The organism is Mycolicibacterium palauense (assembly GCF_002592005.1).
GTDB lineage: Bacteria > Actinomycetota > Actinomycetes > Mycobacteriales > Mycobacteriaceae > Mycobacterium > Mycobacterium palauense.
On sequence record NZ_NVQF01000001.1, the window covers coordinates 65237 to 89885 of the forward strand.

The 24649-nt window shown below is 71.4% G+C and carries 17 protein-coding genes and 1 pseudogene; 14 read left to right on the top strand and 4 right to left on the bottom strand.

What is annotated here, in order from left to right:
• Nucleotides 1-76: 76 nt before the first annotated feature.
• From CSR00_RS00355 to CSR00_RS31695, 4 genes and pseudogenes are all read left to right on the top strand, one after another.
• The gene (locus tag CSR00_RS00355) at nt 77-337 is read left to right on the top strand and encodes a FeoA family protein (protein WP_099020497.1); all 261 of its coding nucleotides are present in this window, start codon (nt 77-79) and stop codon (nt 335-337) included.
• The gene (gene feoB / locus CSR00_RS00360; RefSeq protein ID WP_099020409.1) at nt 334-2271 is read left to right on the top strand and encodes a ferrous iron transport protein B; all 1938 of its coding nucleotides are present in this window, start codon (nt 334-336) and stop codon (nt 2269-2271) included. The genes CSR00_RS00355 and feoB overlap by 4 nt, the downstream gene beginning before the upstream one ends.
• Nucleotides 2268-2765 carry a NifU family protein gene (locus CSR00_RS00365; protein ID WP_245905762.1) on the top strand — a complete coding sequence of 166 codons (498 nt, stop codon included), beginning with the start codon at nt 2268-2270 and terminating at the stop codon, nt 2763-2765. Before feoB ends, CSR00_RS00365 begins: the two co-directional genes overlap by 4 nt.
• A 2163-nt stretch (nt 2766-4928) precedes the next feature.
• Nucleotides 4929-7130 (top strand): annotated as a pseudogene (locus tag CSR00_RS31695) (cation-translocating P-type ATPase); the annotation flags it as partial.
• Between the two features lie 63 nt (nt 7131-7193).
• Here CSR00_RS31695 and CSR00_RS31700 read toward each other — a convergent pair.
• Nucleotides 7194-7310 carry an Rv1535 domain-containing protein gene (locus CSR00_RS31700; RefSeq protein WP_407662382.1) on the bottom strand — a complete coding sequence of 39 codons (117 nt, stop codon included), beginning with the start codon at nt 7308-7310 and terminating at the stop codon, nt 7194-7196.
• A gap of 75 nt (nt 7311-7385) precedes the next feature.
• Between CSR00_RS31700 and CSR00_RS30485 the strand changes: the two genes are divergently transcribed.
• Nucleotides 7386-7802, top strand: coding sequence for a hypothetical protein (locus tag CSR00_RS30485; RefSeq protein ID WP_176561831.1), 417 nt, complete (start codon nt 7386-7388; stop codon nt 7800-7802).
• A gap of 246 nt (nt 7803-8048) precedes the next feature.
• Here CSR00_RS30485 and CSR00_RS00385 read toward each other — a convergent pair whose 3' ends face one another.
• Nucleotides 8049-8510, bottom strand: a complete 462-nt coding sequence (locus CSR00_RS00385; RefSeq protein ID WP_099020412.1) for an Lrp/AsnC family transcriptional regulator — start codon at nt 8508-8510, stop codon at nt 8049-8051.
• 96 nt (nt 8511-8606) lie between these two features.
• Between CSR00_RS00385 and hglS the strand changes: the two genes are divergently transcribed.
• The 4 genes from hglS (at nt 8607) to CSR00_RS00405 (ending at nt 13398) form a co-directional block, all read left to right on the top strand.
• Nucleotides 8607-9854, top strand: coding sequence for a 2-oxoadipate dioxygenase/decarboxylase (gene hglS, locus CSR00_RS00390; RefSeq protein WP_407662383.1), 1248 nt, complete (start codon nt 8607-8609; stop codon nt 9852-9854).
• Nucleotides 9851-11437: an L-piperidine-6-carboxylate dehydrogenase gene (gene amaB / locus CSR00_RS00395; protein ID WP_245905753.1), complete on the top strand. Its 1587-nt coding sequence runs from the start codon at nt 9851-9853 to the stop codon at nt 11435-11437. The genes hglS and amaB overlap by 4 nt, the downstream gene beginning before the upstream one ends.
• Before the next feature lie 50 nt (nt 11438-11487).
• A complete protein-coding gene (locus tag CSR00_RS00400) occupies nt 11488-12291 on the top strand; it encodes an SDR family NAD(P)-dependent oxidoreductase (protein ID WP_099020414.1) in 804 nt (267 codons plus the stop codon).
• A gap of 117 nt (nt 12292-12408) precedes the next feature.
• Nucleotides 12409-13398 (top strand): zinc-dependent alcohol dehydrogenase family protein, encoded by a 990-nt coding sequence (locus CSR00_RS00405; RefSeq protein WP_099020415.1) that lies wholly within the window; start codon nt 12409-12411, stop codon nt 13396-13398.
• 12 nt (nt 13399-13410) lie between these two features.
• Here the strand turns inward: CSR00_RS00405 and CSR00_RS00410 are convergent, their stop codons facing one another.
• Nucleotides 13411-14889 (bottom strand): cytochrome P450, encoded by a 1479-nt coding sequence (locus tag CSR00_RS00410; protein ID WP_099020416.1) that lies wholly within the window; start codon nt 14887-14889, stop codon nt 13411-13413.
• Nucleotides 14890-14941: 52 nt separating this feature from the next.
• Here CSR00_RS00410 and CSR00_RS00415 point away from each other — a divergent pair, with 52 nt between their 5' ends.
• Nucleotides 14942-15613: a TetR/AcrR family transcriptional regulator gene (locus tag CSR00_RS00415; RefSeq protein ID WP_099020417.1), complete on the top strand. Its 672-nt coding sequence runs from the start codon at nt 14942-14944 to the stop codon at nt 15611-15613.
• Between the two features lie 46 nt (nt 15614-15659).
• Here the strand turns inward: CSR00_RS00415 and CSR00_RS00420 are convergent, their stop codons facing one another.
• Nucleotides 15660-16025: a heme-binding protein gene (locus CSR00_RS00420; protein ID WP_099020500.1), complete on the bottom strand. Its 366-nt coding sequence runs from the start codon at nt 16023-16025 to the stop codon at nt 15660-15662.
• Nucleotides 16026-16174: 149 nt separating this feature from the next.
• Here CSR00_RS00420 and CSR00_RS00425 point away from each other — a divergent pair, with 149 nt between their 5' ends.
• The 4 genes from CSR00_RS00425 to CSR00_RS00440 all read left to right on the top strand — a co-directional run bounded on the left by CSR00_RS00425 (nt 16175) and on the right by CSR00_RS00440 (nt 24492).
• Nucleotides 16175-20809 (top strand): ATP-dependent helicase, encoded by a 4635-nt coding sequence (locus CSR00_RS00425; protein WP_099020418.1) that lies wholly within the window; start codon nt 16175-16177, stop codon nt 20807-20809.
• A gap of 22 nt (nt 20810-20831) precedes the next feature.
• Nucleotides 20832-21590 carry an endonuclease VIII Nei2 gene (nei2, locus tag CSR00_RS00430; protein WP_099020501.1) on the top strand — a complete coding sequence of 253 codons (759 nt, stop codon included), beginning with the start codon at nt 20832-20834 and terminating at the stop codon, nt 21588-21590.
• Between the two features lie 61 nt (nt 21591-21651).
• Nucleotides 21652-22404, top strand: coding sequence for a zf-HC2 domain-containing protein (locus tag CSR00_RS00435; RefSeq protein ID WP_176561832.1), 753 nt, complete (start codon nt 21652-21654; stop codon nt 22402-22404).
• 123 nt (nt 22405-22527) lie between these two features.
• Nucleotides 22528-24492, top strand: a complete 1965-nt coding sequence (locus tag CSR00_RS00440; protein ID WP_099020420.1) for a cytochrome c oxidase assembly protein — start codon at nt 22528-22530, stop codon at nt 24490-24492.
• Nucleotides 24493-24649: the final 157 nt, after the last annotated feature.

The following is a 24649-nucleotide window of genomic DNA, read 5'->3' on the forward strand; positions in this document are numbered from 1 at the left end:
ACTAGATGCCCAAACGCCCAAGCATGGTTAACCTGTCCTAATCCCGAAATAATTCGATACAGGCGTAAGGATGACCATGAATCCCACCCCGTCAGCTCCGCTGACCCGGCTGTCAGAACTGGCAGTCGGCACCCCCGCTCTAATCCATGGCATCGCCGAGGCCGCTCCGGCCAACGTGTCGATGAGGTTGCGTCACCTGGGTTTTCGAACCGGCAACGCCGTCCAACCCCTCCGCGTGGCGCCCCTCGGAGACCCGACGGTCTACCGCATCTTGGGCTACGACTTGTGCCTGCGTCGCCACGAGGCGTGTCACATTCAGGTGGAGGTCACGCCGTGACCTCACCCGCATGCCACCCGGGCGGAGCCATCGACGCACCCGACGGTCAGCGACGCATCGCCCTGGTCGGTAGCCCCAACGCCGGCAAGACCAGCGTCTTCAACCACCTCACCGGAATGCGCTTCCGCACCGGCAACTACCCGGGCGTGACCGTGGCACGCAGCGTCGGCACCGCGCGGTACATCTGTGAACACGGCACCACCAAATTCACTGTCGAAGACCTGCCCGGCGCCTACAGCCTGCACCCATCCAGCCCCGACGAGCAGGTGGTCGCCGACCTGCTGCACGGAGAGCTGCCCGGGATCTCGGCACCCGACGCGCTGGCCGTCGTCGTCGACGCGACCGTGCTGGAACGCTCCCTGTCGCTGGTGGCCCAGGTACTGTCGCTGGACCGGCCCACCATGGTGATCCTGACGATGACCGACGAGCTGGCCGGCCGAGGGGGACGGCTCGACGTCGACGCCCTCTCCAGAGCGCTGGGGGTCCCGGTAGTCGGAGTGGTGGCCAGCCGCGGCAAGGGCTTCGACAGGCTACGCGAGGTCCTGCACAATCCGTCCACCTGGTCGCGGGTGCCCATTCCGCCACCGCGCGACGATGCCGAGTTCAACGCGTGGATCTCGTCGATACTCACCGCCGCCCAGTACAGGCCCCCGGAGGCCGACCGTCGCAGCGCGATGATCGACCGGCTGCTGCTACACCCGCTGTGGGGATCGCTAATCTTCATCGCGGTGATGTTCATGTTCTTCCAGGTCATTTTCACCGTGGCCGCACCACTGCAGGACCTCATCGAACAGTTCTTCGGGTGGGCGGCGACGCTCGTCGCCGACAACGTCCCCAACGAGACCCTGGCCGGCCTGCTCGGCGGCGGCGTCATCGGCGGTGTCGGCGCGGTGCTGGTGTTCATCCCGCAGATCGTGCTGATGTTCCTGCTGATCTCGCTGCTGGAGAACATCGGCTACATGGCCCGGGCCGCGTTCCTGGTGGACCGGGTGATGGCCACCACCGGGCTGGAGGGCAGGGCCTTCGTCGCCATGCTGTCGTCGGTGGCCTGCGCCATCCCCGGAATCATGGCAACCCGGACCCTGCCGTCCTCACGCGACCGCATCGCCACCACCATGGCAGCGCCCTTGATGACCTGTTCGGCGCGCCTCCCGGTGTACATCCTGCTGATCGGACTACTCGTCGACCCGGCCTCCCGGATCGGCCCGGTATCGGTGCAGGGTCTGGCGATGTTCGGGCTCTACGTGCTGGGCGCGCTGGCTGCAATGGCCACCGCCTGGATCTTCAAGCGCGGCATCCTCGGTGGAGACATGCTGCCGTTCTATATGGAGCTGCCGCCCTACCGATTCCCATCGATCAAATCGGTGCTGCTGAGCATGTGGGACTCGGCAAAGGCGTTCCTGCGCAAGGCCGGCACGATCATTCTCGCCACGTCGGTGATCCTCTGGTTCCTGCTCAACCTGCCTCCGCGCCCGACCGAGACCGCCGGAATGGACCCCACCGCCGCCGCAGCGTTCGTCGTCGACAACTCCTTCGCCGCATCGATCGGCAAGTTCATTCAGCCGCTGTTCGATCCGCTCGGGTTCGACTGGCGCATTTGCGTCGGGCTGATCGGCGCCCTGGCTGCCCGCGAGGTCTTCGTCGCCACCCTGGGCCAGATCTTCGGTGCCGGCGACCCGGAGAATCCGATCGATGCCATCCGCAATGCTGTCTACACCGCCGGGCCCCACCAAGGCGAACTGGTGTTCACCGCACCCACCGTGGTGGCCCTGCTGGTGTTCTTCGCGTTCGCGCTGATGTGCATGTCGACGGTCGCCGTCATCCGCCGCGAGACGAACTCCTGGCGCTGGCCGGTGGTCGCGTTCACCTACATGTTCGCCGTCGCCTGGATCGGCGCCTTCGTCGCGCGCTACATCACGCTGTGGGTGGCATGATGGGCGCCGCCGCGCCCGTTCGGCTCCATCCCGAGGCCACGGCCGACCCGCTGGCGCTGCGCTGGGTGGCCGACACCTCGGCGCTCACCGCACCCACGTCTGCGATGAGCGGGTTGATCGACGACGGCACGCTGGCCGAGCTGGTGATCGGCACCGGGGAGATCCGCACCCGACTCTCACCCGGGCGGTCCTGGATACAGGACGGCCCTCGGGTGCGCTCGGTGTTGTTTGCCGCCCTGTCCGAGGGCACCGGCGGCGATTCCACCGTGCTCAACCAGATCAGCGACGTGCTCTCGCGCGAGGTGGCAGCCTACGTCGGCTCACACGGCGGCGATATCGAAGTGGTTTCGCTGGACGATGACACGCTCACGGTCCGGCTCAGCGGCACCTGCGGGCACTGCACGCTGCGCTCCACCACGTTGCGCAACGTGGTGGCCAACGCCGTGCAACCGAAGTTTCCACAAGTCCGAAAGGTTCGCGCCACCAACGCATGAAGTGCGACGAGCTGGGAGGATACTGGGGCCCTCGTAGACTGGGCCGCGCGCATGGAGAGGTGGCAAATGGGACTGTTGGGCGCACCGTGGCGCGTCGCCCAGGCCGTGGCCGGTGCCGCGCTGGTCGGCGGTGAGACCGCACTGGAGTTGGGCCGCGCGGCCGGGGGCGTGGTGTCGGCGTCGCTCACCGCAGCCGCTGCCGGGACCGCGGCCGACACGCTGGCGGCCACCCAGTCGGTGGCCGGTGCCCTGGGTGAGGCCGTCGGTGCGCCGCCGGTGCGCCGCTGCAGCACCACGGGCAACGCCCGGTGGGTCGAGGTGCGCGGCCTCGCCGACGGCGGCCAGGCGCTGGCCGACGCCGTGGTCACGGCACTGCGTGATGTTCCCGGCGTGACGGGTGTGCACATCAACGGCCCCACCGGACGGGCGGTGGTCACCGTCGGCCGGCGGGGCCCCTCGGAACGGGCGCTTGTCGACGCGGTCGTCGCCGCCGAGGCCGCCGCTGGCCCGCGGAACGCTCGCACCCGTCCGGTTTCGTTGCCGGGCGACGACGCGATCATGGCCAGCCGCCTGACCGGCGCCATCCTGTCATCGACCGGACTGGGCGCGGCACTGGCCGGTGGGGTGTTGCCGCTGCGCCTGGTGCCCAAACTGCTCACGGCGCCGTTCACGGTTGCCGACTACCATCCGCGGGTCCGGCGCCTCATCGAGGATCGGCTCGGCGTCGAGGGCGCCGACCTGGCCTTCGCGGCCGTGGCCACAACCTCCGCGACCCTGGCCGCCTCGCCCTCCACGATGGTCGCCGGAACCCTGACCCGCGCGATGCAGGCAGCGGAGGCCCTCAACGGACGTCGGGCCTGGCGGCAGATGGAGCCCATGCTGACCGAACTGGCCGCCAAGTCCGGTGACGTGTTGACCGCCCGGCAGGGCCGGGAGGGGTTGCGTGCACGGACCGGGGCCCGGTACGCCGAGGCCTCGGTCGACGTCGGGCTGGGCGTGGCCGGTCTGCTCGGACTCACCGCCGGAGCCGCCACTGCCGCCGAAGCCACCCAAGTGGCTGCCCCGCGCGCGGTGCGCACCGTACGCGAGTCGTTTTCGTGCGCGATTGGACGTGGACTACACGCCCGGGGCGGCCTGGTTCTGCACTCCCAGGCGCTGCGTTGGCTCGCCGAAATCGACACCGTGGTGTTCGATCCCCGGATTCTCTACACCGATCAGCTGACCGTCAGCCGGGTCCGCGGCGTGGCAAGAACCGAACGGTCGGCGGCGTGGACCGCGGCGGCCCGGGCGCTGGAGGACGGCCTGTTGTCGCCCGGCTGGAATCCGATGTCGGGGATCCCCGGTGGCCACCCGCCCCGGGGCGAGGCCCTCGTCAGCGCCGTGCGCGACCCACTGGCGGCCGCGTTGATCACCGAGGCACGCCGCGCCGGGGCCCGGGTGATCTCGCTGGCTGACGATGGATTGCACTCGCTGCGCCAGGGCTTCGACGAGCTTCATCCGCCCGGCCACTCGGTGGAGGACACTCTCGCCGCGATGGTGGCCGAACTGCGCTCCCACGGCAGCACCGTGGCACTGCTGTCCCAGGGCGGTGACGCGGCAGCGCTGGAGGCGGACGTGGCAATCGGCGTCCTGCGCAGCGGTACCGCCCCGCCCTGGGGCGCCGACCTGCTGGTACCGGACCTGGCCGCCGCGTGGCGAATGATGCGCACCATCCCCATGGCCCGCGACGCTGCCAACAAGGGACGGTCGATCTCGGCGGGCAGTTCGGTGCTCGGCGCACTGATGCTCATCCCGACGGTGGCCGGCAGCGGACCGGCTTCGGTGGATCTGACCGCTGCCGCCGGGTTGTGGGCCGGATTCAACCAGGGCCGCAAGGTGTTCGACGAGCCGTTGCCACAGCCTGAGCCGGGCCACGACTGGTACGCAATGCCGGCCGCGGAAGTCGCGCGGCTGCTGCCCCCGCCCAAGGACGACGACAGCGCAGGCGACGGCCGGCTCGCGATGCTGGCGCAGTCGGTCCCGGGCCGGCTTCTCGGGTCCGGCTGGCAGGCATTGCGTGACTACGCCGAGGCGATCCGCGAGGACTTGTCCGATCCGATCACGCCGATTCTGGCCACTGGTGCGGCGGCCAGCGCCCTGCTCGGCTCGCCGTTGGATGCGGTCATGGTGGCCTCGGTGCTGGTGGTCAACTCGGGCATCTCCGCCCAGCAGACTGTCCACGCCGCGCACGTCCTGAACCGGCTGCTGGCGGTGCAGGAGCCATTGGCACGCCGGTTTGTCGTGCCCGCACGGGCGGGCAACGCGAGCACCGAGACCGAAGAGGTGACTTCAACGCGACTGCGCCCCGGCGACCTCATCGAGGTCCGTGCGGGCGAAGTGGTGCCCGCCGATGCCCGCCTGGTGGAGGCCGACGGGGTGGAAGTCGACGAGTCCGCACTCACCGGCGAATCGCTACCGGTCACCAAGAACACCGAGGAAACCCCGGGCGTGACGATGGCCGAACGCAGCGGAATGCTGTTCGCCGGCACCACGATGGTTGCCGGTCGTGCCGTCGCGATCGTCACCGCCGCCGGCCCTGCCACCGCGGTGCGCCGCGCGCTGGCGATGTCGCCGCAGAGGTCCGGCGATGTCGGGCTGTCCGCGCAGCTGCGCCGCATCACTCGGCGCGCTCTGCCGTGGAGCCTGGCCGGCGGCGGCCTGGTCGGTGCGCTCAGCCTGCTGCGTGGGACCCCCGTCCACGAGGCCGCCTCCGGCACGGTTTCGGTCGCGGTGGCCGCGGTGCCCGAGGGCCTACCTCTGGTGGTGACGTTGGCGCAGTCCGCCTCGGCACGCAGACTCTCCAGTTCCTCGGTCCTGATTCGAAATCCCAAGGCGATCGAGGCATTCGCTCGGCTGGAGGCGGTCTGCTTCGACAAGACGGGAACGTTGAGCGAGAACCACCTGAAGGTGACCTCGGTGCGCACGCTGGACGGCGTCAGCGACGACGAGGTGGTTGCCGCGGCGGCTCAGACCATGATCATCGATGGAACTCGCCGCACCGCGCACGCCACCGACCAGGCCGTCCAAGAGGCGGCTGAGGAACGCGGCCTGCACCCGGGCGCATTCGACGCCTTTCTGCCCTTCCAATCCGACCGGCCGTTCGCCGCGGCCCTGACCGGTCGCCGGCTGGTCGCCAAGGGCGCCCCCGAACGGCTGCTACCCGCCATCGACGGAACCCAAGCGCAGCGACAGCATCTGGAGACTGTGCTCGATGAGATGGCTGCCGAGGGGTTACGGGTGTTGGCGGTGGCCGAGCGCACCGTCAGCGCCGCCGACGCCGCGGCGGCCCGAAGCAACGCGGCAGCCTTCGAGGCGTTGTGCAACTCGGAGCTGGTGCCGCTGGGGCTGCTGGGCCTCGCCGATACGCCGCGTCCGGGTTCGCGGCCGTTGCTGGAGGAACTGCAGCGCCGTGGGATCGCCGTGAAACTGATCACCGGTGACCATCCGGTGACCGCGCAGGTGATCGCCAGTCAGCTCGGCATGGGTGTCACCAGCGAGGAGGTGCTCACCGGTACCTCCTGGGAAGCGATGACGGCTCCCGAACGCCGCCAGGCCGCGCAACGGTATCGGGTGTTCGCCCGGATGGCGCCGGAGCACAAGGTCGAGGTCGTGCAGGCGTTGGAGGCCGCCGGGCAGGTCACCGCCATGGTCGGCGACGGGGCCAACGACGCAGCCGCTATACGCGCTGCATCGGTGGGCGTCGGCGTGGTGTCCGCGGGGAGTGACCCGGCCCGGATGGCGGCCGACGTGATGCTGCTCGGCGGTCAGATCGGTGCCCTGGTCGAGGCCCTCGACGAAGGCGAGCAGCTGTGGCGCCGGGTCCAGTCTGCGGTGTCGATGTTGTTGGGCCATAACACCGGGGAGGTGATCTTCGGACTGATCACCAGCGCACTGATGGGCCGCCCGGCGCTGAATGCCCGTCAGATGCTGCTGGTCAACATGCTCACCGATGCGCTGCCGGCGGCGGCCGTGGCGGTCAGCCCTCAGCTGCGCAGCGACGATGAGGTGGCACACGACGAGGCGACGATCTGGCGAGCGGTCGCGGTACGGGGCGTGTTCACCACTCTGGGTGGAACTCTGGCCTGGGCACTGGCGCTGCCGGTCGGATCCCCGGCACGGGCCTCGACCGTCGGACTGATCGGTCTGGTGCTGACTCAGATGATGCAGACGCTGAGCGATTCCCACGGCCCGCTGGTGGTAGCCACCAATCTGAGCACCGTCACGATGATGGCGGGCATCATCAGCACCCCCGGCGTCAGCCAGGTGTTCGGCTGTACCCCGGTGGGACCGATCGGCTGGGGTCAGGCGGCTGCGGCGGCGTTGGCGGCGGGAGCGGTCACCAAGGCTCTGCCCGGCGTCATGGACCACCTCGCCGGCAAGCTGCAGACGTCAGTCTTCGACGGTGAGGACGCCGACACGCAGCAAGACGGCGTAAACGTGTTCGACGACGGGAGTGAACAGTCGAACACCAGTGTCGACCAAGGCATCCGAACCCACGTTACGCATGACTTCGCTCACACCACCGATGTTAACCCGGAGTAGCCCGTAAAGGAAGGGTTACCTAACTGAACGGGAAGTGAAATGTTGGACTCAGCTCGTAACTTTGTGGCATCGCACCACGACGTGACCCGCGTGGTGCGGGAGGCCAGGCGTTTCTCGGTCAATCTGCCGCTAGTGGGGAAGGTTTCCGTACCGCCCCCAAATCATCTGGCCTTCTATGGTGCGCTTGCGGTGCTCGGGGTCACCGAGTTGATCCCGTGGCCCGTGGCCGTCGGCCTTGGCGTCGGCCACGCCTTGGCCAGTCGAAACGAGACCGGTCCGGCGCCGGCCAGTGAAACGGCTCCACCGGAAGAGAACGTTCCCGCCGCGAAGGCGCCCGGCGGGAACGCACCCGCGGCCAAGAAGGCGCCGGCCAAAAAGGCCCCAGCCAAAAGGGCCCCGGCCAAGAAGGCGGCAGCTAAGAAGACGGCAGCCACCCAGCCACCCCGCAAGCCCTAGGGATTCCGTGGGCCACTCGGCCCGCGGAAGACGTGGGTGTCAAGATGCCCGCCTTCGAGCGACAGCACGAGAACACCCGACTCGGGACTGGTTCGCCCCCGGTCGCGTGCCGGTGGGCGCCGCCCCCGGTTGTCGCCGTAGGGCGGGCAACTCCGGCGTCGACATGACGCGTTCACGAGACGACATGATTCAGTCCAGCCAGACATTGAGAACAAAAATTCCCAGATTTCCTGCATTATGACGGAACTATTCCGGTATGTTTCGCCGATCGCAGTAGAAAGTCTGTAGGATGATGGTGCTGCGCGTCTTCACGTTGGCCGCGGTGCGGATCCGCTGGAGCAGACCCTCCAGGGCCCGCGCGGACTCGACGTGGACGAGCAGCACGTAGTTGTCCTCCCCGGCCACCGAATAGCACGCCTCGACCTCGCGGATGTGCTCCAGCCGGGCGGGCGCGTCATCGGGCTGCGACGGATCGAGAGGGGTGATCGCCACGAACGCCGAAAGCTGCTGTCCCAGCGCCTCCGGGTTGACCCGCGCCGCGTACCCCGCGATGATGCCGCGAGACTCCAGGCGCCGCACTCGTGACTGCACCGCCGACACCGACAACCCGGCCGCGGAGGCCAGGTGGGCCAGCGTGGCCCGTCCGTCGTCGACGAGTTCGCGCACGAGGATGCGGTCGATTTCGTCGAGCTCCTCCGCGGCGACCATGGCCGGAGACTATCGCAGGAGCACCCGACCGTGAACCCGAGCGCTCATCTGGTGACCTGGCAGCTGCGCGCCCGCTTCGCCGCCGCGCTCTCGGAGATGTACGGCGCGGAGGTGCCCGCCTACACCACGCTGGTCGAGGTCAGCTCGGAGGTAAACCGTGACTACCTGACCGCCCACCCCGGCGCCGAGCGACTTGGATCGCTGGAACGGGTGACCGCCGAACGGCACGGCGCGATCCGGGTGGGCACACCGGCCGAACTCGCCGACGTCGCCGACCTCTTCGGCGCGTTCGGGATGTACCCGGTGGGCTTCTACGACCTGCGCGACGCCGCCTCACCGGTCCCCGTCGTCTCCACCGCGTTCCGTCCGGTGGAATCGGAGGAACTGGCCCACAACCCGTTTCGGGTGTTCACCTCCATGCTCGCCAGCGGGGACCGCCGGTTCTTCGACGCCGATCTGGGCGCCCGGGTGCAACGGTTCCTCGCCGGCCGCCGGCTGTTCGACCCCGAGCTGCTCGCCGACGCCCGCCGGATCGCCGCCGACGGCGGATGCGGGCGAGAGGTGGCCGAGGATTTCGTGGGCCGCGCCGTGGCGGCGTTCGCGCTGTCCCGGGCGCCGATCGACCGGGCCTGGTACGAGGAACTGTCCACGGTGTCCGCGGTGGCCGCCGACATCGCGGGGGTGGACACCACTCATATCAACCATCTGACCCCGCGGGTGCTCGACATCGACGACCTGTACGCCAGGATGACCGCGCGCGGGATCACCATGATCGAGCGCATCCAGGGCCCGCCGCGCACCGGCGGACCCGATGTGTTGTTGCGTCAGACCTCGTTTCGCGCGCTGGCGGAGCCTCGCCGGTTCCGCGAGCCCGACGGCACCGTCGCCGACGGGGCCCTGCGGGTGCGGTTCGGCGAGGTCGAGGCGCGCGGCGTGGCATTGACCCCGGCCGGGCGCGCCCGCTACGACCAGGCCATGGCCGAACTGTCCGGCTCGGCCGATCCCGGCGCCGCCGCGGCGGTGTGGGCCCGCCACTTCCCCGACAGCGACGCCGGGCTGGCCGCCGATGGCCTGGCCTACTACCACGGCGGCGATCCGGCGCGCCCGGTCGTCTACGAGGACTTCCTGCCGGCCTCGGCGGCCGGCATCTTCCGGTCCAACCTCGACACCGACTCCACGGTCGGCACCGCCGACGAGACGGCCACGGTCGGCACCGCCGACGAGACGGCCACGGTCGGCACCGACAGCCGCAACGGCACTGCCTACACCCACGAGTGGATGGCCGGCGCCATCGGCCGCGAGATTTACGATCCCTACGAGCTCTACGAGAAGGCGGCATCATGACCACACGGGCCGACAGCATGCAGACCACCGGGCCGGCCACCGTGCAGACCGAGTTGCCCACCGCCGACGCGCTGCGCGAACGGGCCCGCGCGGCCCTGCGCGCCGTCGGCGCCCACGCCGAGCTCGACGCGCCCGGCCGGCCCGGTCTGCCGTCGGGCAGCCCGATCACCGGCGATGTGCTCTTCACGGTTCCCGAGACCTCGGCCACGCAGGCGGAGGCCGCGATCGCCGCGGCCTCCGAGGCATTCACGACCTGGCGCGTCACCCCCGCCCCGGTGCGGGGGGCGCTCGTGGCACGGCTCGGCGAACTGCTCACCGAACACAACGCCGATGTCGCCGATCTGGTCACCATCGAGGCCGGCAAGATCACCTCCGAGGCCCTCGGTGAGGTCCAGGAGATGATCGACATCTGTCAGTTCGCGGTCGGTCTGTCCCGCCAGCTGTACGGCCGCACGATCGCGTCCGAGCGACCGGGGCACCGACTGATGGAGACCTGGCATCCCCTCGGCGTCGTCGGTGTCATCACCGCGTTCAATTTCCCGGTGGCGGTATGGGCCTGGAACACCGCGGTGGCCCTGGTGTGCGGCGACACCGTCGTCTGGAAGCCCTCGGAACTGACGCCGTTGACCGCGCTGGCCTGTCAGGCGCTGCTGGAGCGGGCGGCCGCGGACGTCGGCGCGCCCCGCGAGGTGGGCCGGCTGCTGCAGGGCGGACGCGAGATCGGCGAGGCCCTGGTCGACGATCCGCGCATCGCGCTGGTCTCGGCGACCGGGTCGGTCCGGATGGGACAGCAGGTCGGTCCGCGGGTGGCCCAGCGCTTCGGCAAGGTGCTGCTGGAACTGGGCGGCAACAACGCCGCCGTCGTCACGCCGTCGGCCGACCTGGACCTGGCGGTGCGCGGGATCGTCTTCGCCGCCGCCGGGACCGCCGGGCAGCGTTGCACCTCGCTGCGTCGGGTCATCGCGCACCGTTCGGTGGCCGACACCCTGGTGGACAGGATCACCACCGCCTACCGCAGCCTGCCGGTGGGCGACCCCTCGGCCGAGTCCACCCTGGTGGGGCCGTTGATCCACGCCCGCTCCTATCGCGACATGGTGGGGGCACTGGAGCAGGCGCGCAGCGACGGCGGTGAGATCATCGGCGGTGAGCGGGTCAGCCCCGGTCCCGAATACGACGAGAGCGCCTACTACGTCACGCCCGCGGTGGTGCGGATGCCCGCGCAGACCGCGATCGTGCACGCCGAGACGTTCGCGCCGATTCTCTACGTGCTCACCTACGACAGCCTCGACGAGGCCATCGCGATGAACAACGCGGTGCCGCAGGGGCTTTCGTCGGCCATCTTCACCACCGACATGCGTGAAGCGGAACGGTTCATGGCCGCCGACGGATCGGACTGCGGCATCGCCAACGTCAACATCGGGACCTCGGGTGCCGAGATCGGCGGCGCGTTCGGCGGCGAGAAGCAGACCGGCGGCGGCCGCGAATCGGGATCGGATTCCTGGAAGGCCTACATGCGCCGGGCCACCAACACCGTCAACTACTCCTCGGACCTACCGCTGGCCCAGGGCGTGCAGTTCGGCTGAGCGGGGCGCGGCCCGGCCCATCGGCCCCCGCGCCGTGGTATGCAGGGTCCATGCGGATCGAAGACAGCACCGTTGTCGTGACCGGTGGCGCGTCCGGCATCGGCCGGGCGCTGGCGATGGCCTTCGGAGCCAACGGAGCGCGCGTCGTGGTCGGTGATGTCGACGAGGCCGGGGCGCATCGCGCCGCCGGGGACATCCGCGCGGCCGGCGGGGCCGCCATCGCGATGCGCGCCGACGCCGCCGATCCCGACCACATCTCGGCGCTGCTGAGCATGGCCAGCGAGGAGTTCACCCCGGTGGACACCTACGTCGCCAACGCCGGGATCATCGGTGCTCCCGGCCTGGCCACCGAGGACGACTGGGACCGCATCCTCGAGGTGAACCTGCGCGCCCATGTCCGCGCCGCCCGGCTGCTGGTGCCGCACTGGTGTTCGGTGGGCGCCGGCCACTTCGTGGCGGTTGCCTCGGCCGCCGGACTGTTGAGCCAGATCGGCGCGGCCGGCTATGCGGTGTCCAAGCACGCCGCGGTCGGGTTCGCCGAATGGCTGGCAATCACCTACGGCGACAGCGGTATCGGCGTCAGCTGCGTGTGCCCGCTCGGGGTGGACACGCCCCTGCTCGAGGCGGTCCGCACCGCGGAGGATCCCGACGCCCGGCGCGGTGCGGCATCGATCCTGCAGTCCGGCGAGGTGATCACGGCTGAACGGGTCGCCGCCGACACGCTGGATGCGGTGCGGCAGAACCGCTTCCTGGTGACCCCGCACCCCGAGGTGATCCCGATGTACCGGATGAAGGGCGCCGACTACGACCGCTGGATCGAGGGCATGCGCCGCTATCAGCGCTCCCTGGACTAGGGGCGTCCCGGGGTGATCGCTCGCGGGGGCGATCCCGCGGGTGCAGAATGACCCGGAGCAACTCCCGGGCACGGTGGTTGCCGGGGCCGCGGGTGGATCATCAGCGAGGAGGTTCACATGCGCGCCGTCGTCCTACCGGAAGTCAATGCGCCACTGCAGGTTGTGGAGACACCCGTTCCGGTGCCCGGCCCCGGCGAGGTGCTCGTCCGGGTCATCGCCAGCGGGCTCAACCCGCTCGACACCAAGATCCGGCGCGGGCAGGCGCCACACGCACAGGTGACGACGCCGGCCGTCCTCGGGATCGATTCGGCAGGGATCGTCGAGGCGGTCGGGCCGGGTGTCGAGACCTTCCGGGCCGGAGACGAGGTGTTCGGGATGACCGGCGGCGTCGGTGGCGCACCGGGTTCCCTGGCCGAACTCATCGCGGTGGACGGCAGGCTGCTGGCACCGAAGCCACGGTCACTGACGATGCGGCAGGCGGCGGCCCTGCCGCTGGGCTTCACCACCGCGTGGGAGGCCCTGGCCGACCGCGCCGCTGTGGCGGAGGGCGAACGGGTGCTGATCCACGGTGGCTCCGGCGGAGTCGGCTACCTCGCGGTGCAGCTGGCGCTGGCCCGGGGCGCGGAGGTCTTCGCCACCGGTGGCCCGGCGAGCCAGGAGGTGATCCGGCAGATCGGCGCGACACCCATCGACTACACGTCGACCACCGTGGAGGACTACGTGGGCAGCCACACCGGCGGTGAGGGATTCGACGTGGTGTTCGACAACGTCGGGGGCGCTACGCTGGACGCCTCGTTCCTCGCGGTCAGGCACTACACCGGCCGGGTGGTGAGTTCACTGGGATGGGGGACGCACAGTCTGGCTCCGTTGTCGTTTCGCGGTGCCAGCTACTCGGGGGTGTTCACCCTGCTGCCCCTGCTCACCGGCCGCCACCGCGAGCACCACGGCGAGATCGTCCGACAGGCGGGCGCACTGGCCGACGCCGCGCGGCTGACACCGCGTATCGATCCTCGGGTGTTCACCCTCGACACCGCGGAGGAGGCCCTCGACCTCGTCGAGAACCACGGTGCGGCAGGCAAGGTGGTGGTGCAGGTGGGGCGCGGCTAGGCGGGCCGGCGGCTACGGTTGCGCTCGGGGCGGCCCGGATCGCCGGCGCAACCCCAGCCGGAAGCCGCTGGGCATCATCGTCAGGCGCTCGGAGATCACCAGGTCGTAGTCCGGGTCGGCGATCAGGTCGTAGCGGCGGATCAAGGTACCCAGAATGAGCACCGCCTCGTGCAGGGCGAACTGGCGACCGATGCACGAACGTTCACCGGTGCCGAACGGCTTGTACAGATGCGCGGGGCGCGCCCTGACGTGCTCGGGGGCAAAGCGGTCCGGGTCGAACTCGTCGACCGGCTTCAGTCCGGGCCCGCTCCAGTGCGGGTCACGGTGCAACGTGCCGACCAGCGCGAGCACGAACTCGCCCTTGCGCATCGGGTAGGTCCCGGCCAGTAGCGTGTCCTCGCGGGCGGCGCGGTAGTAGCCGGGGACGGTGGGCTGCAGCCGCAGCGCCTCGTCGAGCACCCGGCGGACGTAGCGCAGCTTGGCGATGTGGTCGAAGTCCGGTTCGCCGTCTGCCCAGACCCGGTCCACCTCGGCCCGCGCCCGCGCGAACACGTCGGGGTTTCTCGACAGGTAGTACAGGGCGAACGACAAAGCACCCGAGGTGGTTTCGTGGCCGGCCACCAGGAAGTTGATCAGCTGGTAGCGGATGTTGGCCTCGTCCAGCGCGGGCCGGCCCCGCGCGTCGGGGGCGAGCATGATCTCCAGCAGGTCGCCGTGGTGGCCCAGGCCCTCCGCGCGCCGGCGCGCCACGATCTCGTCGGCCACCGCGTGCAGGTAGGCGGCATGCCGGCCGACCACGCGTTCGTAGCGATCGGCCAGGAACCGCGGCAGGAAGGTCGCCCGCAGCAACCCGAGCCGGTCGGCGCCGCGCAGCGCGGCCACCATGTGCTCGACGAAGGGGTGCGGCGCCGAGCCGGCGTTGGTGTCGAACACCCCGAACGAGTAGCCCGCGGCGCAGCGCCCGATGGTCTCCAGGGTGGTGCGGGTGGTGTCGGCCGACACGTCGACCGTCCGGCCCGACGACGCCGCGGCGTCCCAGCTGGCGGTGAGTTCAGCGGCGACGTCGAGCATCACCGGGTGGTAGCCGCGCATGGCCGCCTGGGTGAAGGCCGGCATCAGCAGGGTGTGTGCGGCGCGCCAGTTGGGTTCGTCGTTGTAGGCGGTGAACAGCCCGTCCCCGCCCATCACCCGCAGGGCCACGATCTCGGGACCCAGGTGCTTGCAGAAACGCTTCTCGTCGTTGAGGTCGGTGACCACCTCGGCGCCGGAGGCCACCACATACCGCGCGCCGAGGAACCTGAACTCGTAGATCGGCCCGAGCCTGCCGGAGAGCCCGACCACCGACTGGGTGGGCTCGTCGGCGCGGACGGCCAGGATGTCGCCGATCAGCGGCACCCGCCGCGGCGGGTGTGGGATGCGCGGATCCTGCAGGGGCCTGCCGCCGGCCCCGCCGGCTGCCCTGCCACCCGCGACGTCGACGGGGGCTCTCATGAATCCAGCCTGCGTCGTTGTTGTACATGTGTCAAGTAGTAGGATGGCAGGCATGTCCGCATCCGGGGCCCGGCCCTCGCGGCCCTCGCGGCGGCGCCTGTCCCCCGACGACCGCCGCAACGAACTGCTGGCGTTGGGCGCCCAGGTGTTCGGCGAACGCCCCTACGACGACGTCCGCATCGACGAGATCGCCGAACGCGCCGGCGTCTCGCGCGCCCTGATGTACCACTACTTCCCGGACAAGCGCGCCTTCTTCGCCGAGGTGGTCCGCGCCGAGGGGGAACGGCTGTTCGCCGCCACCAGCACCCAGGCGCAGCCCGGCCAGAGCCTGTTCGAGCGGCTGCGCGCCGGCGTGCTCGCCTACGTGGAGTACCACGAGGCCCATCCGCACGGGTCCTGGGCGGCGCATGTCGGGATGGGCCGTACCGATCCGATCCTGCTGGGCATCGACGACGTCGACAACACCCGCCAGATGCAGCGCATCATGGACGCGATCGCCACGGTCACACCGGATCTGGACTCGAAGGTCGAACGCGACCTTCGGGTGATCGTCTACGGGTGGCTGGCGTTCACGTTGGAGATGTGCCGCCAGCGCATCCTGGACCCGTCGCTGCAGGCCGGCGGGGTCGCCGACTCCTGCGCACACGCCCTGCTCGACGCCGTGATGCGGGTCCCCGGGATCCCGCAGAGCCTGGCCGTCGCGGTGGCACCCGAGGCGCGGTAGCGCACCGCTGCAGCGGGCCGGCGCGAACCGGCCCGGCCCCGGTCGGTCAGTACGCGGCGGCTTCCAGCAGCGGTTCGTCGCACCGGTTGCGGAAGTCGGTGATCGGCTGCCGGATGGCCCGCAGCTCGTTGTGCACCTGCGGATGGGCGTCCATGTAGGCCACCACCTCCTCGCGCAGGTCGTCACGCGACTGCCCCCGCAGCCCGGTGAAGAACGCGTTGACGTCGGGATGGGTGAACAGGTACGCCGACGTCGCCGCGGACACGCCGGTCATGATGCCGGCGGCGTCGGCCGCTGTGCAGTTGGGCGGCAGTGGCGGCTCGGCGACCGCCGTCCCCGCCGAACCCAGGAAGAGCGCCGCGGCCGCAGCCCCGACCACTCCGGCGGAAACGCCCCGGACGGTGAACGACATGATCACTCCTTCGTCAGACCAGCTGTGCAGCGCACAGCTTATCCGCGACGGCGGCCACGGCCGCGCGGCTGCCATCTCGGCGCCTGGCACCCCGCCTGTCGGTGCCACTTGGCGCCCCGCCTGTCGGTGCCTCTTGGCACCATGAACAGGTGGCCCGCGCCTCCGATCCGCTCGACCGCTTCAGTGCACTGACGCGGGAATGGTTCGCGGGCACCTTCGTCGAGCCCACCCCCGCCCAGGCGCAGGCGTGGCGGGCCATCGCAGACGGCGAGAACACGCTGGTCATCGCCCCGACCGGGTCGGGTAAGACGCTGGCGGCGTTCCTGTGGGCCATCGACGGGCTGACCAGTGCCAACGATCCGGCCCCCGCGCCCGCGGCCCGCACCCGGGTGCTCTACGTGTCGCCGCTGAAGGCGCTGGCCGTCGACGTCGAACGCAACCTGCGCACCCCGCTGACCGGCATCGCCCGGGTGGCCCAGCGCCACGGCCTGCCGCCGCCGGACATCTCCGTCGGCGTGCGCTCGGGCGACACCCCGCCCGCGCAGCGCCGCCACCTGATCACCTCACCGCCGGACATCCTCATCACCACGCCGGAGTCGCTGTTCCTGATGTTGACCTCGGCGGCACGCGACGCCCTGACCCACGTCCAGACCGTCATCGTCGACGAGGTGCACGCCGTTGCCGGCACCAAACGCGGCGCACACCTGGCGCTGTCGCTGGAGCGGTTGGATGCCCTGCTGCCGGCCCCGGCACAGCGGATCGGGCTGTCGGCGACGGTCCGCCCCGCCGAGGAGGTGGCCCGGTTCCTGTCGGGTTCGGCGCCGACGTCGGTGGTGGCGCCGCCGGCCGCCAAGACCTTCGATCTGACGGTGCAGGTGCCGGTCCCGGACATGGCCAACCTGGAGAACAACTCCATCTGGCCCGACGTCGAGGAACGCATCGTCGACCTGGTCGAATCCCACCGCAGCTCGATCGTCTTCGCCAACTCCCGGCGACTGGCCGAGCGGCTCACCGCGCGGCTCAACGAGATTCACGCCGAACGGCTGGGGGCCGAGCTGGGCGGCCACAACCCCGGTGTCGCCGGCGGCGCCCCCGCCCACATCATGGCCAGCGGGCAGACCCACGGCGCCGAACCGGTGCTGGCCCGCGCGCATCACGGCTCGGTGTCCAAGGAGGCCCGCGCCGAGGTCGAGGAGGCGCTCAAGTCCGGCCGGCTCAAGGCCGTGGTCGCCACCTCCAGCCTGGAGCTGGGCATCGACATGGGGGCGGTGGATCTGGTCATCCAGGTCGAGGCCCCCCCATCGGTGGCCAGCGGACTGCAGCGCATCGGACGCGCCGGGCACCAGGTCGGTGAGATCTCGCAGGGCGTGCTGTTCCCCAAGCACCGCACCGACCTGATCGGCTGCGCGGTCAGCGTGCAACGGATGCTGGCCGGTCAGATCGAGACCATGAGCGTGCCCGCCAATCCGCTCGACGTGCTGGCCCAGCAGACGGTCGCCGCGTGCGCGCTGGAACCGCTGAGCGCCGACGTGTGGTTCGACACCGTCCGCCGCAGCGCCCCCTTCGCCGCCCTGCCGCGCAGCGCGTTCGAGGCGACGCTGGATCTGCTGTCGGGCAAGTACCCGTCGACCGAGTTCGCCGAACTGCGGCCCCGGGTGGTCTACGACCGCGACACCGGGACCCTGACCGCCCGTCCCGGCGCCCAGCGGCTGGCCGTCACCTCCGGCGGCGCCATCCCCGACCGCGGCCTGTTCACCGTGTACCTGGCCGGCAGCGCCGAGTCCGGGAAACCCTCGCGGGTGGGCGAACTCGACGAGGAGATGGTCTACGAGTCCCGTCCCGGTGACGTGATCTCCCTGGGCGCCACCAGCTGGCGCATCACCGAGATCACCCACGACCGGGTATTGGTGGTACCCGCCCCCGGCGAGCCGGCGCGGCTGCCGTTCTGGCGCGGCGACAGCGTGGGCCGGCCCGCCGAGCTGGGGGCGGCCGTCGGTGCGTTCACCGGGGAACTGGCCCGGCTGGGGCCCGAGCAGTTCGAGAGGCGGTGCGCCGAGATCGGTTTCGATGCGTTCGCGACCGAGAACCTGCACCGTCTGCTCGACGAGCAGGGCGAGGCCACCGGCGCGGTTCCCACCGACACCACTTTGGTGGTGGAGCGGTTCCGCGACGAGCTGGGCGATTGGCGGGTGATCCTGCACTCCCCCTACGGTCTTCGGGTACACGGACCGTTGGCGCTGGCGATCGGTAAGCGCCTTTTCGAGCGGTACGGCATCGACGAGAAACCCACCGCCTCCGACGACGGCATCATCGTGCGACTGCCCGACACCACCGGGGACCCGGCCACCGCACCCGGCGCCGATCTGTTCGTCTTCGACCCCGACGAGATCGAGGCCGTCGTCACCGCGGAGGTCGGCGGCTCGGCACTGTTCGCCGCCCGCTTCCGTGAGTGCGCCGCGCGGGCGTTGCTGCTGCCGCGGCGCCATCCCGGGAAACGCTCCCCGCTGTGGCATCAGCGCCAGCGCGCCGCGCAGCTGCTAGACGTGGCCCGCCGCTACCCCGACTTCCCGGTCGTTCTCGAGGCCGTCCGCGAGTGCCTGCAGGACGTCTACGACGTGCCGGCGCTGACCGCGCTGATGGCCGGGGTGGCCCAGCGTCGGGTCCGGCTGGTGGAGGTCGAGACCGCCACCCCCTCGCCTTTCGCGGCGTCGCTGCTGTTCGGCTACGTCGGTGCGTTCATGTACGAGGGCGACAGCCCGCTGGCCGAACGCCGGGCCGCGGCCCTGTCGCTGGACACGACGCTGCTGGCCGAACTGCTCGGCCGCGTCGAACTGCGCGAGCTGCTTGACGCCGACGTGATCGAGTCGACCCGCCGGCAGCTGCAGCACCTGACCTCCGAACGCGCGGCCCGTGACGCCGAGGGGGTCGCCGACCTGCTGCGGCTGCTGGGCCCACTGACGCTCGACGAGATCACCGAACGCAGCCGCGCCGACGACGTCGGCGCCTGGCTGGAGGGTCTGCGCGAGGCCCGCCGGGCACTCACGGTGTCCTTCGCCGGTGGCCAGTGGTGGGTGGCCGCCGAGGACATCGGCCGGCTGCGCGACGGGGTCGGCGCGGCCGTGCCCGTCGGCGTGCCGGCCGCCTTCACCGAATCGGTGCCCGATCCGCTGGGCGAGCTGATGGGCCGGTTCGCGCGCACCCGCGGGCCGTTCACCACCGCCGACGCGGCCGCCCGGTTCGGCCTGGGGTTGCGGGTGGCCGCCGACGTGCTGGGCCGCCTGGTCGCCGACGGCCGACTGGTGCGCGGCGAGTTCACCGACGTGCCCGCCGCGGCGGTGGGCAGCGAACAGTGGTGCGACGTGGAGGTGCTGCGCATCCTGCGGCGCCGTTCCCTGGCGGCCCTGCGCGCGCAGGTCGAGCCCGTGAGTACCGACGCCTATGCCCGTTTTCTGCCCTCCTGGCAACTGGTCGGGCCGGCGGCCACCTCGGGGATCGACGGCCTGGCGGCGGGGATCGACGGCCTGGCGGCGGTGATCGACCAGCTCGCCGGCGTGCCGCTGCCCGCCTCGGCGGTCGAACCGCTGGTGTTCGGTCAGCGGGTGCGCGACTACCAGCCCGCCATGCTCGACGAACTGCTGGCCTCCGGCGAGGTGATCTGGTCGGGCGCCGGCCCACTCTCGGGCGGTGACGGCTGGGTCGTGTTCCATCTCGCCGACACCGCCCCCCTGTCCCTGGCGGCCCCGGACGATCTGGAACTCACCGAGCGCCATCACGCCATCCTCGACGCCCTGTCCGGGGGCGGGGCCTACTTCTTCCGGCAACTGTGCGCTGGCACCGACGCCGGGTCCGGTGTCGCGGCCGGCGACACCGAGGCGGTCAAAACGGCCCTGTGGCAACTGATCTGGTCCGGGTACGTCACCGGTGACACCTTCGCACCGGTGCGGGCGGTGCTGTCCGGCGGCGCGCGGCCCGGTTCCCGCCGGCCGGCGACCCCGGCCCACCGGCACCGGCGCGCCCCGCGGCTGAGCCGCTACGCGGTGTCGCGGGCCGGAACCCCGCAGGGCGGCCGGGTCGACCCCACAGTGGCCGGGCGCTTCTCGCTGCTGCCCGAGATCGAGCCCGATTCGACGGTGCGCGCTCATTTTCAGGCCGACCTGCTGCTGGCCCGCTACGGGGTGCTCACCAAGGGACCGGTGGCCACCGAGAACGTCACCGGCGGATTCGCCACCCTCTACAAGGTGCTCGCGGCACTCGAAGAGGCCGGGCGCTGCCAGCGCGGCTATTTCGTCGAGTCCCTCGGCGGGGCACAGTTCGCGATGGCCGCCACCGTCGACCGGTTGCGCACCTTCGCCGACAGCATCGACGACGATCAGCGGGCCCCCACCGCGGTGGTGCTGGCCGCCTGCGACCCCGCCAACCCGTTCGGGGCGGCGCTGCCCTGGCCGGGCCGCGGCCGGGACACCGACGAGTCGGCCGCCCCGGCGCACCGGCCGGGCCGCAAGGCCGGCGCGCTGGTGGTGCTCGTCGACGGGGCGCTGGCGTGGTTCGTCGAGCGCGGCGGCCGGTCGCTGCTGAACTTCACCGACGACCCGGCCCGACTCGACGCCGCCGCCTCCGCGCTGGCCGGTCTGGTCGGCGACCGGCGGCTGCCGGCACTGCTGGTCGAACGGATCGACGGTGCGGCCGTGCTGGACCCCGAGCCGTCCCGGGAGCATGCCGCGGTGGCCTCGGCGCTGGTGAGGGCCGGGTTCAGCCGCACACCGCGCGGGCTGCGGCTGCGGTGAAGTCTGACGGCGAGGTTCGATGATGCCCGAGGGAGACACGGTCTTTCGCACCGCGGCCGTACTGCGCGAGGCGCTGGCCGGCAAGACCCTGACCCGTTGCGACGTGCGGGTGCCGCGTTTCGCCGCCGCCGATCTGAGCGGCCACACCGTCGACGAGGTGGTCAGCCGGGGCAAGCATCTGTTCATCAGGGTCGGTCCGGCCAGCATCCACTCGCACCTCAAGATGGACGGCAGCTGGCAGATCGGCGCACCCCGGGCCGCCGCCCACCGGATCCGGATCGTCCTGGAGGCCGAGACGCCGCCCGCCCGGGCATTCGGCGTCGACCTGGGGGTGCTGGAGATCCTGGACCGCGGCACCGACACCGACACCGTGGCCCATCTGGGCCCCGACCCGCTCGGCGCCGACTGGGACGCCCCGGCCGCCGCGGCCAATCTCGCCGCAGACCCCGACCGGCCGGTGGCCGAGACGCTGCTGGATCAGCGGGTGCTGGCCGGGGTCGGCAACGTCTACGCCAACGAACTGTGTTTCCTGGCGGGACTGCGGCCGGGTACGCCGGTGGGCCAGCTCGCCGACCCGCTGCGGCTGGTCACCCGCGCCCAGCAGATGCTGTGGCTGAACCGGATGCGGATCAGCAGGACCACCACCGGCGACACCCGGCGCAACCGGGAGCTGTGGGTCTACGGCCGCGCGGGCCGGCCGTGCCGGCGCTGCGGCACCCTCGTCGACGCCGACCTCTCCGGTGACCGGGTCACCTACTGGTGCCCGCACTGCCAGCGGTGAGCGCCGGGTCGCCGGCCACCAGGTGCGCGACATCGCAGGCCCGATGCGCGAGGATGGACACGTGGACTGCGATGTGGCCAGGGAGGCGCTGTCGGCCCGCATCGACGGCGAGCGGGAACCCGTGCCTTCCGCGCGCGTCGAGGAGCACCTGCAGAACTGCCCCCGCTGCCGCGCCTGGTATGAGCACGCGCGCCGGTTCACCGTCGAGCTGCGCCACCTGGCCGGCGCCGACGACCCGATCGCGGCATCCCCGGCAGCCCCTGCACCCCCGGTACCGGGGCGCCCGCGCGCCGTCCGCGCCACCGTCTCGACACCCCCACCGGCGAGCGCGGCGGCACGGGACCGGCCCGGCGGCTGGCTGAACTGGGCGTTGGCGGGGATCGGGATCCTGCAGCTCGGGCTGGTCGCCGCGCAGGCCGCCGGCACCGATTTCGGCATGGTCGGCGGCGTCCAGCACGGCGCCGCCTCGGGCCTGCATCTGCTGCACGAGTCCACCGCCTGGTCGGCGGCCGTGTGTGCCGTGACGCTGGCCGCGGCGTTCCGCGCCCGGCTGATCCCCGGTCTGGCCTGCGTGCTGGCGGTCTACGTGGTCGTGCTGGGCTACTTCGTGGTCGCCGACCAGCTCAGCGGCCAGGTCACCGCGGGGCGGATCGCCAGTCACCTGCCCGTGCTCGCCGCGGCCCTGCTCGCCGGGCTGGTGTGGCGACGCGAACACCGCGTGCCCACTCCGGGTGCTCCGGCCGCCGCGCGCGCCAACGACAAGCACGGCGACCGGCGCGCGCAACCGTGGCCGCGCGGCGACTCCGCCGCCTGACCCCCGGCCGCTGATACGACGACCGGTCGTAGACTCGAACCGACCGCGGACTCTCGCGGCGAAGGCCGGTACCCAGGACGGGCCGACGGCCACCGCACCGCCGACCGCGAGAAGAACCTACGAATGACCGCAAGCACCACGCAGCACACGACCCCGCGACCCGCCCGGCTCGCGGCGCTGGCCGTACCGGCGGGAGCGGGCGCCGTCGCGCTCGCGCTGCTGGGCTACGCGCTGGTCTCCGGGCCGCGGCGCTTCACCGAGACCGGCGACACCTATCCCGGCGCCGCGACCAGCGCGGCACAGCTGATCGGCCACTTCGGGGCCATGCTGGCCGGCGCCCTGTGCCTGGGGGCGCTCGTCTACATCGTGGTGGTCGCCCGGCCCGACGACGACGGCCGCCTCGATCCCGTCGCATATCGCGTGCACCTGTTCGTCGAGCGCGTCGCCCCCGTCTGGCTGGTGCTGGCCCTCGGGATGACGGTCGTGGAGGCGGCCGCCCGCGCCGGGGCACCGGCAACCAGACTGCTCACCAGTTCGATGCTCTCCGACGCCGTCGCGGCGTCGGAATCGGCCCGCGGCTGGTGCGCGGCGGCGGTGTTCGCCGCGGTGGTCGCCGTCGGCGTGCGGTTCAGCGTGCGCTGGGTCGGCCAGCTGCTGCTGGTGATCCCGGCGGCCACGGCTCTGATCGCCGTCCCGGTCACCGGCAACGAGGGCCAGGGCCCCGATCACGACGTGGCCACCAGCGCCGCCATCGTCTTCACCGTCGCGGTCGCGGTGCTGGCCGGAACCAAGGCCGCCGCGCTGCTGAGCCCCGCCGCCGAGGCCCAGCGCCGCCGGGTGCTGTTGCTGCAGGTGACCGCCGGGGCCGTGGCGCTGATCTACGGGGCGATCCTGCTGCCGCTGGCGATCAAGGGCACCGCACTGTGGGCCACCGACTACGGCCGCCTCGCCGTCGTCGCCGGCGTGTTGCTGGCCGCGGTGTGGCTGACCGATCTGGTGATGCTGCTGCGCGGGCGGCAGGCGGGCCCACCGGCCGCGGCGGGCGCATGCCTGGCGATGTCGGCCGTCATCGGCGCCCTCGCGGCGATGGCGGTGCAGGCTCCGCCCCGGTTCCTGATCCACCCGTTCACCTCGTGGGACGTCTTCCTGGGCTACACGCTCACCGAGCCGCCCGGGCCCGTCACCCTGGCCACCCAGTGGCGGTTCGACCCGCTGCTGGGCACCGCCGCGATCGCCCTGGCCGGCGTCTACCTGTTCGCGGTCTTCCGGCTGCGCCGCCGCGGCGACCAGTGGCGGACCGGCCGGACCGTGGCCTGGGTCACCGGCTGCGTGGCACTGCTACTGGCCACCAGTTCCGGGGTGCGGGCCTACGGTTCGGCGATGTTCAGCGTGCACATGGGTGAGCACATGGCGCTGAACATGTTCATCCCGGTGCTGCTGGTGCTGGGCGCCCCGGTCACCCTGGCGCTGCGTGCGCTGCCGGCCGCCACCACCGGTCAGCCGCCCGGGCCCCGGGAATGGGTGCTGTGGTTCGTGCACTCCTGGTTCACCCGTTTCCTGTCCCACCCGGTCACCGCGTTCGCGATCTTCGTCGGATCGCTCTATGCCGTGTACTTCACCCCGCTGTTCGACACCCTGGTGCGCTACCACTGGGGCCACGAGTTCATGAGCGTGCACTTCCTGCTCAGCGGCTACCTGTTCTTCTGGGGCATCATCGGCATCGACCCCGGCCCCAAACGGCTGCCGTTCCTGGGGCGGCTGGGTCTGATGTTCGCCGTGATGCCGTTCCACGCCTTCTTCGGCATTGCCACGATGACCATGGACACCAACCTCGGCGACTACTTCTACCGAAGCCTCGACGTGCCCTGGGTGACCAGCCTGACCGACGACCAGCACCTCGGCGGCGCGATCGCCTGGGGCTCCAGCGAACTGCCGGTCATCATCGTGGTGGTGGCGCTGGTCGCGCAGTGGGCCCGGCAGGACCGGCGGGCGGGCGCCCGCCACGACCGGCACAGTGACCGCGGCTACGAGGACGACCTCGATGCCTACAACCGGATGCTCGCCGAGCTGGCCCGCGACCGCCGATGACGACCCGCCCCGGGAAACTCGCCCGGGAACTCGTCGGCGCCGCCCGCCGACAGTATCCCGGTAAGGGATTACCGAGAGAAGGACGGTGCACCGATGCAGCGGCATCAGCGTGTCCGACACCGGGGCGGAATGGGTCCCGCGGCGTTCGCCGAATCCG